This is a genomic window from Lentzea sp. NPDC004782 (assembly GCF_040609115.1).
Taxonomy (GTDB): Bacteria; Actinomycetota; Actinomycetes; order Mycobacteriales; family Pseudonocardiaceae; genus Lentzea.
The window spans coordinates 47,845-57,954 of record NZ_JBEXJN010000057.1 but is presented as its reverse complement, the minus strand read 5'-3'; the positions used below and the strand labels follow the sequence as shown (position 1 = coordinate 57,954).

Below are 10,110 nucleotides of genomic sequence, written 5' to 3'. Positions count from 1 at the left end.
TTTGACGGGCCCATAATTCCCCCACTTATCGATGAAGGCGCCCTTCATCGACAACGTGTGGGGTGCGGGGGCCTACGAAGGCGGCGCCACGCTTTCGCGCGGCACCAGCGCCGGGGCGATCGTCCGCCGCGGCCGGGTGGTCTCCCCGTCGCTGACCTGCTCCAACAGCAGCCCGAGCGTCTCCCGCGCCACCGCCGCGAAATCCGGCCGCACGGTCGTGAGCGGCGGGATGAAGTAGGCGGCCTCCGGCACGTCGTCGAACCCGACCACGCTCACGTCGTGCGGCACCCTGCGGCCCCGCTCGCTGAGCGCCCGCAGCAACCCGAGCGCGAGGTGGTCGTTCGAGCAGAACACGGCCGTGACCTCGGGCATCCTCGCCAGCATCTGCCCGGCCCGGTAGCCGGACGCCGCACTCCAATCAGCCGTCACGACCGGTGGCACCTCGGCGCCGACGGCCTCCAGCGCACGCCGCCAGCCCTGCACCCGCCCGGCCGCGTCGAACCAGTCGGCGGGACCGGACACGTGCCACACCGTCTGGTGGCCCGCTTCCAGCAGGTGCGAGGTCGCGTCGAACGCGCCGGCCGCCTGGTCGACGGTCACCAGCGGCGTCGGGCGGTCCGGGTCACCGTCCACCGTCACCAGCGGCACGCCGGCGGGCACGTCGGCCAGCGCGTCGGCGGCCGACGAGTTCGGCGCGATCACCACGATGCCCGCGACGCGCTGGTCGCGGTGCCGTTCGACGGCGGCGGCGATCGACTCCCGGTCCAGCACCTTCACCCGGCCCACGCTCACCGCGAACCCGGCCTCCCCCGCCGCCTCCTCGAAGGCGGACAGCAGCGAGGCCGGTCCGTACAGGGTCGAGTTCTGCGCCACCACGCCGATGAGCTGCGTCTTGCCCGTGACCAGGGCGCGGGCCGCGCGGTTGGGGCGGTAGTCCAGCTCCTTGATCGCGGCCTGGACCCGCAGCCTGGTCTGCTCCCGGACGTTCGGGTGGTTGTTGAGCACGCGCGAGACCGTCTGATGCGACACCCCGGCGAGTCGTGCGACGTCGGTCATGGCGGGGTCACGCGTGGTCTTCTGCTCCACGAACGGTCTCCGATCCTTGGTCTAGACCGATGATGTTAGCGATAACACCCGTCGGTCTTGGTACAGCGCACCCATTGTGACCGCTATTCGAGCCGGAACGTCGCACGTCGGCGCGCGTCGCGGTCATTTCCCGGTCGGCCGACGACCAGTCTGCCCCGGTCGTGGATGAGATAAGAATCTGCTCCAACATTCAACGAAATCGCCGAGCTGTCGGCGAGGCCCGGGACCCGGACGAAGCTCGCCGCGCGGCCGTAGGCGTCCGTGTCCTCGAACGGGTCGATGCGCAGCGAGTCACCGTCCACACGCACGTACCGGTCGGGGAAGTTGACCGACTGCAGCGCGGTCGTCCCGGCCCCGAGGAAGCCCGGCACGAACCGGAACTGCGTGTCCCCGAGCTCGCGGACGTTGCCGTCCACGCGCAGCCGGTACTCGTAGTGCCGCACGGACAACCCGTCCAACGTGGAGAGCCGCACGATCGGCCCGCCCTTGCCGACCGGCACGCCGAACGACGGCGTGCCGTCGGCGTTCCAGTGCAGCCGCTGCACGCGGGTGTGCCGGTTCGGGTCGAACAGCGGGTCGCCGTTGATGTCGCGGTAGTCGCGGGCGTGGTAGACCAGCACGTCCATCGACCCGACGGTGGTGAACGAGTTGTGTCCCGGCCCGTACTGCGATGTCGGCGCATGGGTCGCGAAGATCGGGTCGGGCGACTTCGTCCACGACCGCGCGTCCAGCAGGTTCGCGTTCTCGTCGGCGGTCAGCAGGCCCATGCAGTAACGCGCGTCCGTGGCGCTCGCGGAGAACGTGACGAACACCCGGCCGTTGCGGATCAGCACCGCCGGGCCCTCGTTCACCTTGAAGCCCTGCACCTCCCACGGCAGCGTGGGCGTCGAGATCCGCACCGGCGCGGTCTTCAGCGCGAGCGGCGAGGCCATCTCGGCGATGTAGAGGTTGGTGTTGGTGGCGATGCCCGGCTCCGACTGCGCCCACAGCAGGTAGCGCTTCCCCCGGTGCGCGAACGTGGTCGAGTCCAGGGTGAACGTGTCCCACGCCGTCACCATCTGCCCGCGCAGCACCCAGCCGCTCGCGCGCGGGTCGGCGTTGGCGGACTCCAGCACGTAGGTGCGGATGCGGAACGGCTCGTCCTTGTCGCCCGCGGCGAAGTACACGTACCACTTGCCGTCGATGCGGTGCAGCTCAGGCGCCCAGATGTAGCCGCCCATCCGCCCGGAGTCCGGCCGGCGCCAGATCGTCCGCTCCCGCGCGGAGGCCAGACCGTCCAGCGTGGACGCGCCGCGGACGACGATCCGGTCGTACTCCGGCACGGACCCGGTCAGGTAGTACATGCCGTCGGTCGGCGGCGTGATGAACGGGTCGGCGCGCTGCTCGACGAGCGGGTTGCGGGCAGGCAGCTCGGCGGCGGGTACCGGGGCGGCCCCGGTGTCGGACCCAGCGGCGGGCGCGGCGGAGACGAGCGCTCCGGTCGCGGCCAGCACGCCACCCGTGCGCAGCAGTGAACGGCGGTCGATCACGAGCGGCTCCTGATCCTGAGGAACGTGACGGAGTTCGGCGGGAAGGTGTGGGTGAACGAGCTCGCCACCCGGATCTGCTCGGCGCGCGCCCTGATCGGCTGGGTGAACTCGGTGTTCACGTCGTCCGGGCGGCCCTGCAGCACGGTCGCGCGAGCCAGCGGCGCCACCGGGACGCCGAGGTCGACGCGGGTGCGGGCGGCGGTGTCCTGGGCGTTGACGACCTTGACGATCAGCTCGCCGGTGGCGAGGTCGCGGGTGACGACCTGGCGGAACGGCTCGGCGACCCGGTCGGTGAACTCGCCCCACTTCTGTCCGTCGAGGAACAGCGCCACGTGCCGTCCGCGCACCTCGACCCGGACGTCGTAGGCGCGGCCGGTGTCGATGCGGGTGCCGTTGCTCAGCACCGTGTTCTTGCTGCCGCCGACGGCCTTCTCCACGGCCGACTGGGTGTTGTTCCAGCCGCCGAGGTTCCACCAGTAGTAGTTGCCGGTGTCCTGCACGCCGAACGCGACGAGGAACCCCTCGCGTCCGGACTGCTTGGTGGCCTTGAGGTTCAGCGTGTAGTCGTGCCAGCTCTTGTCGCCCGCCGTGACGAGCGTGTCCTCGGCGTTGGCGTCTGACTGCACGTAGGCGCCGTTCACGACGTTCCACGCGCCACGGCCGGACTTCGTCCACTTGGCGTCGGTGCCCGAGAAGTCGTCGCTGAACAACGGCTGACCGGCCGCGCTGGTGACGCTCACGTCGTCGTAGGAGGCGGCGGTCGCCCAGGTGGAGAGCCCGATCGCGCCGGTGATCGGCGTCTGGGCGGCCGGTGAGCCGGTGGCGGTGCTCGGCACGACGCGGTCACCCACGTTGGTCATGAAGAGCTTCTGCATCTCGTAGTTCGCCGAGCCCCACGACGCGTGGTTGTTGAACCAGATCATGTCCGGCTTCCACTGCACGTAGTCCTCGTTGGACAGCAACGGCGCGTAGGAGGCGAGCTTCACGACGTCGGCGTTGCGTTCCAGGCCGGTCATGAACGCGGCTTCGCTCAGGGCGTTGCCGAACTTGTTGTCCTGCGAGGCGTACTCGCCGAGGAACACCTTCGGCCCGTTGCGGTCGTAGGAGTCGTAGCGGTCGTTGTTCTCCAGGAACCAGCTCGGGCTGTTGTAGTAGTGCTCGTCGACCATCTTGACGCCGGCTTGCTTGTTCATCTGCCAGAGCCGGTCGAACGTGCCGCCGTTGTCGTCGGGGCCTGAGTTGCCGATGACCGTGACGTCCGGGTACTTGGCGTTGACCGCCTTGCGGAACTCGGAGAAGCGGGCGAAGAACTCGTCCGGCAGGTTCTCCTCGTTGCCGACCTCGACGTGGGTGAGCTTGAACGGCTTGGGGTGCCCCATCTCGGCGCGCTTGCGGCCCCACGTGGAGTCGGCCGGGCCGTTGGCGAACTCGATCAGGTCGAGCGTGTCCTGGACGTGCCGCCGCAGCAGCGCGGGGTCGTCCGTGGCGCGGTTCTGGCCGCAGCCCGTGACCAGCGCGGGGACGACGGGCAGCGGCATCGCGCCGATGTCCTCGGAGAACTGGAAGTACTCGAAGTAGCCCAGCCCGTAGGACTGGTTGTAGCCCCAGAAGTTCGAGTTCGCGGCCCGTTGCTCGACCGGCCCGACGGTGTCCTTCCACTGGTACGAACGGCGGCGCTCGTAGTTCGGCGCGTCGTAGCCGTAGTGGCTGCCGGTGTTGACCAGGCAGCCGCCGGGGAACCGGACGAAACCGGGCTTGAGGGCGGCGACCTTCTCGGCGAGGTCACGGCGCAGGCCGTGGCCCTTGAAGGTGTCGCGGGGCATCAGCGACACCATGTCGAGCCGCAGGGTGCCGGTGCCGCCGCCGGTGACCAGAAGCCTGCCGGTGGTCGTGGACTTCCTCGCGCGGATCGTGCCGGTGTACTTGGCCCACCCGTCACTGCGGACCTGGACCTGCACCGGGTCGCCCAGCGGGGTGCCGGCGGGGTCGGTGATCGTGGCGGTGAGCGGGGTCGCGGCCTGGTCGGTGCGCGCCCAGACGGAGAAGTCGTAGCGCTGACCGTCCTGCACGGCGATGCCCGAGTTGTAACCCGAGTTGATGACACCCGCGGGCAGGCCGAGCTTGAGGTAACGGCGGTTGCGCTCGTTCATCCGGCCGTTGTCGTCGACGACGTCTACGGTGCCGCTGTGTGGTGCCCACGCAGTCAGTCCGGTGTAGCTCGCGTTGTCGGCCGGGTCGTACTCGAACGACCGGTTCTGCACGAGTTCGGCGTAGAGACCGCCGTCCGCAGCGCGGTTGATGTCCTCGAAAAAAACGCCGTACATCGTGCGGTCGATCGACGCGCCCTGACGGCTGGTGTCGATCTTGATGGCGTAGTCGATCTCGGCGGCCGCGCCGGATCCCGGAACGCCGACCAGCAATGTTGCCGCAACGGCGGACAACAGCAGGTGCAAACGGGGCACTGGATTGCCTCCCCCGGTCGGAAGTGAACGCTAACATAGGGCTGCGAACTCGTTACAAGCAAGGTCTTGACGGGCTGGATGTGAGCGTTCACTGTTGTCCACCTGACAGCCGCGGGCACGCGGTCGGGCTCCGCGACACCGTCGTCAACTCGGAGGAATCCCAGTGTTGAAGAAGATCACCACAGCTGCGACCGTGGTCGTGCTGACCGCGCTCACCGCGTGCGGCTCGGGCGGTTCGGGCAGCTCGAACAACGCCGGTTCCGGCGACGCCATCACGATGGGCTTCGCCCAGGTGGGCGCCGAGAGCGGTTGGCGCACCGCGAACACCAAGTCGATCCAGGACGAGGCCAAGGCCGCCGGGATCGACCTGAAGTTCTCCGACGCGCAGCAGAAGCAGGAGAACCAGATCAAGGCGATCCGGTCCTACATCCAGCAGAAGGTCAAGGTGATCGCGTTCAGCCCGGTCGTCGAGACCGGTTGGGACACGGTGCTGCTGGAGGCCAAGCGCGCGAACATCCCGGTGATCCTCACCGACCGCGCCATCGACTCGGAAGACAAGTCGCTCTACAAGACGTTCCTCGGCTCGGACTTCGTCGAGGAGGGCCGCAAGGCCGGCGAGTGGATGGTGCAGAACGCCAACGGCCCGACGAACGTCGTCGAGCTGCAGGGCACCACCGGTGCGGCACCGGCGATCGACCGCAAGAAGGGCTTCGAGGAGAAGATCGCCGCCAAGCCCGACATCAAGATCGTGGCCTCGCAGACCGGTGACTTCACCCGCTCCGGCGGCAAGCAGGTCATGGAGGCGTTCCTCAAGTCCCAGCCGAAGATCGACGTCGTCTACGCGCACAACGACGACATGGGTCTCGGCGCGATCGAGGCGATCAAGGCGGCCGGCAAGGTGCCGGGCAAGGACATCAAGATCATCACCGTGGACGCGGTGAAGGACGGCATGACCGCGCTCTCCAACGGCGAGATCAACTACATCGTCGAGTGCAACCCGTTGCTGGGCAAGCAGCTGATGGACCTCGCCAAGAAGGTCGTCAAGGGCGAGCAGGTGCCGGCCCGGGTCGTGACCGAGGAGGGCACGTTCACCCAGGAGCAGGCCAAGGCCGCCCTCCCCACCCGCCAGTACTGAGGTCGATGAAGGGCTCCTTCATCCACCTCAGGTGGAGCGAGGAGCCCTTCATCAAGAGCCCACCCCAAGACTGCGGGACCCGTCACTTCGCCCAAGTGGTGACGGGTCCCGCACCCCAATGACGAGGGTTCGAGCCATGACCGAGTCACCGCCGCCAGTCGTCGAGATGCGGGGCATCAGCCTCGCGTTTCCCGGCGTGAAGGCGTTGCAGGACGTCGACTTCCGGTTGTTCCCCGGCGAAGTGCACGCCCTGATGGGCGAGAACGGTGCCGGGAAGTCCACCCTGATCAAGACTTTGACCGGCGTGCACACCCCGGACAGCGGCTCCGTGCTGCTGGCGGGCGACGCCGTCGCGTTCTCCTCCCCCGGCGAGGCGCAGCACGCCGGCATCAGCACCGTGTACCAGGAGGTCAACCTCTGCGCGAACCTCACGGTCGCGGAGAACATCCTGCTGGGCCGCGAACCCCGGCGCCTGGGCGGCGTCGACTTCCCGGCGATGCGCCGCCGCGCCGCCGAGGTGCTCTCCCGCATCGGCGTGCACATCGACCCCGCGTCGAGCCTGAGCGAGCACCCGATCGCCGTGCAGCAGCTGGTCGCCATCGCCCGTGCCATCGCCGTCGACTGCCGCGTGCTCGTCCTCGACGAACCGACGTCGAGCCTGGACGCCGGCGAGGTCGCGGAGCTCTTCCGGATCATGCGGGTGCTGCGCGACGAGGGCGTCGCGATCCTGTTCGTGTCGCACTTCCTGGACCAGGTCTACGAGATCTCGGACCGGATGACGGTGCTGCGCAACGGGACCTTCGTCGGCGAGCACCTCACCGCCGACGTCGACCGGCGCACCCTGATCTCCCAGATGATCGGCCGCGACCTCGGCGCGCTGGAGGCCATCGAGGACGCCGCCGAGAAGCGCCAGGCCGACGGCCCGGTGCTGGTGCAGGCCTCCGGTCTCGGCCGGCGCGGCGCGATCGAACCGTTCGACCTGGAGATCCGCGCGGGCGAGGTCGTGGGCCTCGCGGGCCTGCTCGGCTCCGGCCGCACCGAGATGGCCCGGCTGCTCTTCGGCGCCGACCGCGCCGACTCCGGCCGCGTGCTGGTGGACGGCAAGCCCCTGCGCCTGCGCGGACCGCGCTCGGCGATCGCGGCGGGCATCGCGTTCAGCTCGGAGGACCGCAAGGGCGAGGGCCTCGTCGCGGACCTGTCGATCAGGGACAACCTGGTCCTCGCGATGCAGGCGGCCCGCGGCTGGAGCCGCCCGCTGCCGCGCCGCACCAAGGACCAGCTGGTCGAGAAGTACCTGAAGGCGCTGGACATCCGCCCCGCGAACCCGGACGCGCTGGTGCGCACCCTGTCCGGCGGCAACCAGCAGAAGGTCCTGCTGGCCCGCTGGCTCGTCACCGAACCGCGGCTGCTGATCCTGGACGAGCCGACGCGCGGCATCGACATCGGCGCGAAGGCCCAGATCCAGCAGCTCGTCACGACGCTGGCGGCGGAGGGCACCGCGGTGCTGTTCATCTCCGCCGAGCTGGAGGAGGTCGTGCGCATCGCGGACCGGATCGTGGTGCTGCGGGACCGCCGCAAGATCGCGGAGCTGGACGGGTCGTCGACCGGGGTGGACGAGGTCGTCGAGCTGATCGCGGGCGGGGCCGCACCGGAACCGGAGAAGGTGACCTCATGAAGAACCGGCTGCTCTGGCCGCTGCTCGCCCTGGCCGCGCTGTTGCTGCTCAACCTGGCCGTGACCCCGTCGTTCTTCTCCCTGCGCATGCAGGACGGCCACCTCTACGGCGGCCTGGTCGACGTGCTGAAGAACGGCGCCCCCACCCTCCTGATCGCCCTCGGCATGACGCTGGTCATCGCCACCCGCGGCATCGACCTCTCGGTCGGCGCGGTGGCGGCGATCGCGGGCGCGGTCACGTGTGTCCACATCGGAACGTCCGGGGACGCCTCGACGGCGTTCGCCGGCATGGCGATCGCGCTCGTGCTGTGCGCGGTCCTCGGGTTGTGGAACGGTTTCCTGGTGGCGGGGCTGGGCATCCAGCCCATCATCGCCACGCTGGTGCTGATGACCGCGGGCCGCGGTGTCGCCATGCTGGTGACCGAAGGCCAGATCGTCACGGTCAACAACGCCGCGTACCGCGAGGTCGGCGCCGGGTTCCTGTTCCTGCCGATCTCGATCCTGATCGCCCTGCTGGTGCTGGGGCTGGTGGCGCTCGCGACCCGGCGCACCGCGCTCGGCATGCTGATCGAGGCGGTCGGCGTGAACCCCGAGGCGTCGCGGCTGGCCGGGGTGCGGTCGCGCACGATCATCTGGACGGTCTACGTGTTCGCCGCGGTGTGCGCGGGCATCGCCGGACTGATGATCAGCTCGAACGTCTCCGCCGCCGACGCCAACAACGCCGGGCTGTGGATCGAGATGGACGCGATCCTCGCGGTCGTCATCGGCGGCACGTCGCTCGCGGGCGGCCGGTACTCGCTCACCGGCACGCTGATCGGGGCGTTGATCATCCAGACCCTCACCACCACCGTCTACACGATCGGGGTCGCGCCGGAGGTGACGCTCGTGTTCAAGGCGGTCGTCGTCATCGCGGTGTGCCTGGTCCAGGCGCCGAAGGTCCGCGCCGCACTGAGCCTGAGGAAGGTGGCCGTCTCATGACGACTCTCGCGCAACGGGTGCCGTCGCGGTTCCTCCCCGTTCTCGCGACCGTCGCGCTGTTCGTGCTCGCCTTCGGCGTCGGTTCGGTGCGCTACGACGGCTTCGCGTCGGGGCAGGTCATCGCGAACCTGTTCATCGACAACGCCTTCCTGATCGTGCTCGCGGCCGGCATGACGTTCGTGATCCTCAGCGGCGGCATCGACCTGTCCGTCGGGTCGGTGGTCGCACTGTCCACAATGGTCACCGCTGCGGGACTGCGGGCCGGCTGGCCGATCCCGCTGGTGATCCTCACCGTGCTGGTGATCGGTTCCACGCTGGGTCTGCTGATGGGCCTGGTGATCCACAAGTTCGACATCCAGCCGTTCATCGTGACGCTGGCGGGCATGTTCCTCGCCCGCGGCCTGTGCTTCGTGATCAGCGTGGAGTCGGTGTCCATCAAGGACCCGACGTTCCGCGACGTCGCCACCGCCGCCATCGAGCTGCCCGGCGGCGTGACCATCACCTACAACGTCGTGATCGCGCTGCTGGTCGTCGTCGCCGCGCTGTACGTGCTGCACCGCACGCGTTTCGGCCGCACGGTGTACGCGGTGGGCGGCAACGAGTCGTCCGCGCTGCTGATGGGTCTGCCGACGGCACGGGTGAAGGTCGGCGTCTACGTGATCAGCGGCTTCTGCTCGGCGCTCGCGGGTCTGCTGTTCAGCCTCTACATGCTGTCCGGCTACGGCCTGCACGCGGTCGGCATGGAGCTCGACGCCATCGCCGCCGTCGTCATCGGCGGAACGCTGCTGGCGGGCGGTGTCGGGTACGTGCTCGGCGGGCTGGCCGGTGTGCTGGTGCTCGGCACGATCCAGACGCTGATCTCGTTCCAGGGCACGCTCAGTTCGTGGTGGACGAAAATTGTGATCGGTGTCCTGCTGCTGGTGTTCATCGCCGTGCAGCGGACTATGGTGCGCCGGTGAGACGTACCGGCCCACTCGCGCTAGTAGCGGTCGTGTTGTTGGTGGTGGTCATCGGTGTGGTGGCGTTGAGCCACCAGGAGAGCATCGCGGGCGTGCCCGTCGGTCAGTCGACCGTTCCGAGCACCGCGACCACCACCACTACGACCGCAACGACGGAGACGACCACCACCACTCCGTCGACGACTACGACCACGGCGGCGGCGGGGGGGCAGACGCGCCCCCCCCCCCCCCCCGCCGGGGCGAAAAGGGCCCGCGGGGCGCCCCCCGGGGGGGGGGCGGTGGGAGAC

7 protein-coding genes are annotated in these 10,110 nt (G+C 69.2%); 4 read left to right on the top strand and 3 right to left on the bottom strand.

All coding sequences use genetic code 11. The annotated features are described in order from the left end of the window. Positions 1-72: 72 nt before the first annotated feature. The 3 genes from ABZV40_RS37130 to ABZV40_RS37120 form a co-directional block, all read right to left on the bottom strand. On the bottom strand, positions 73-1,086 hold the full coding sequence (locus ABZV40_RS37130) for a LacI family DNA-binding transcriptional regulator (protein WP_355452831.1): 1,014 nt from the start codon (positions 1,084-1,086) through the stop codon (positions 73-75). Between the two features lie 83 nt (positions 1,087-1,169). Continuing rightward, the gene (locus ABZV40_RS37125) at positions 1,170-2,615 is read right to left on the bottom strand and encodes a family 43 glycosylhydrolase (protein WP_355452828.1); all 1,446 of its coding nucleotides are present in this window, start codon (positions 2,613-2,615) and stop codon (positions 1,170-1,172) included. Continuing rightward, a complete protein-coding gene (locus tag ABZV40_RS37120; RefSeq protein ID WP_355452825.1) occupies positions 2,612-5,077 on the bottom strand; it encodes an alpha-L-arabinofuranosidase C-terminal domain-containing protein in 2,466 nt (821 codons plus the stop codon). The genes ABZV40_RS37125 and ABZV40_RS37120 overlap by 4 nt, the downstream gene beginning before the upstream one ends. A gap of 163 nt (positions 5,078-5,240) precedes the next feature. Here ABZV40_RS37120 and ABZV40_RS37115 point away from each other — a divergent pair, with 163 nt between their 5' ends. The 4 genes from ABZV40_RS37115 to yjfF all read left to right on the top strand — a co-directional run bounded on the left by ABZV40_RS37115 (position 5,241) and on the right by yjfF (position 9,823). Further along, a complete protein-coding gene (locus tag ABZV40_RS37115; protein WP_355452822.1) occupies positions 5,241-6,212 on the top strand; it encodes an ABC transporter substrate-binding protein in 972 nt (323 codons plus the stop codon). A gap of 136 nt (positions 6,213-6,348) precedes the next feature. After that, on the top strand, positions 6,349-7,887 hold the full coding sequence (locus tag ABZV40_RS37110) for a sugar ABC transporter ATP-binding protein (protein WP_355452819.1): 1,539 nt from the start codon (positions 6,349-6,351) through the stop codon (positions 7,885-7,887). Continuing rightward, a complete protein-coding gene (locus ABZV40_RS37105; RefSeq protein WP_355452816.1) occupies positions 7,884-8,864 on the top strand; it encodes an ABC transporter permease in 981 nt (326 codons plus the stop codon). Before ABZV40_RS37110 ends, ABZV40_RS37105 begins: the two co-directional genes overlap by 4 nt. Further along, positions 8,861-9,823 carry a galactofuranose ABC transporter, permease protein YjfF gene (yjfF, locus tag ABZV40_RS37100; RefSeq protein WP_355452813.1) on the top strand — a complete coding sequence of 321 codons (963 nt, stop codon included), beginning with the start codon at positions 8,861-8,863 and terminating at the stop codon, positions 9,821-9,823. Before ABZV40_RS37105 ends, yjfF begins: the two co-directional genes overlap by 4 nt. Positions 9,824-10,110 lie beyond the last annotated feature (287 nt).

Coding starts and splice junctions, on each gene's coding strand:
- ABZV40_RS37110 (WP_355452819.1), top strand. CDS start 6,349: ATGACCGAGTCACCGCCGCCAGTCGTCGAGATGCGGGGCATCAGCCTC.
- ABZV40_RS37105 (WP_355452816.1), top strand. CDS start 7,884: ATGAAGAACCGGCTGCTCTGGCCGCTGCTCGCCCTGGCCGCGCTGTTG.
- yjfF (WP_355452813.1), top strand. CDS start 8,861: ATGACGACTCTCGCGCAACGGGTGCCGTCGCGGTTCCTCCCCGTTCTC.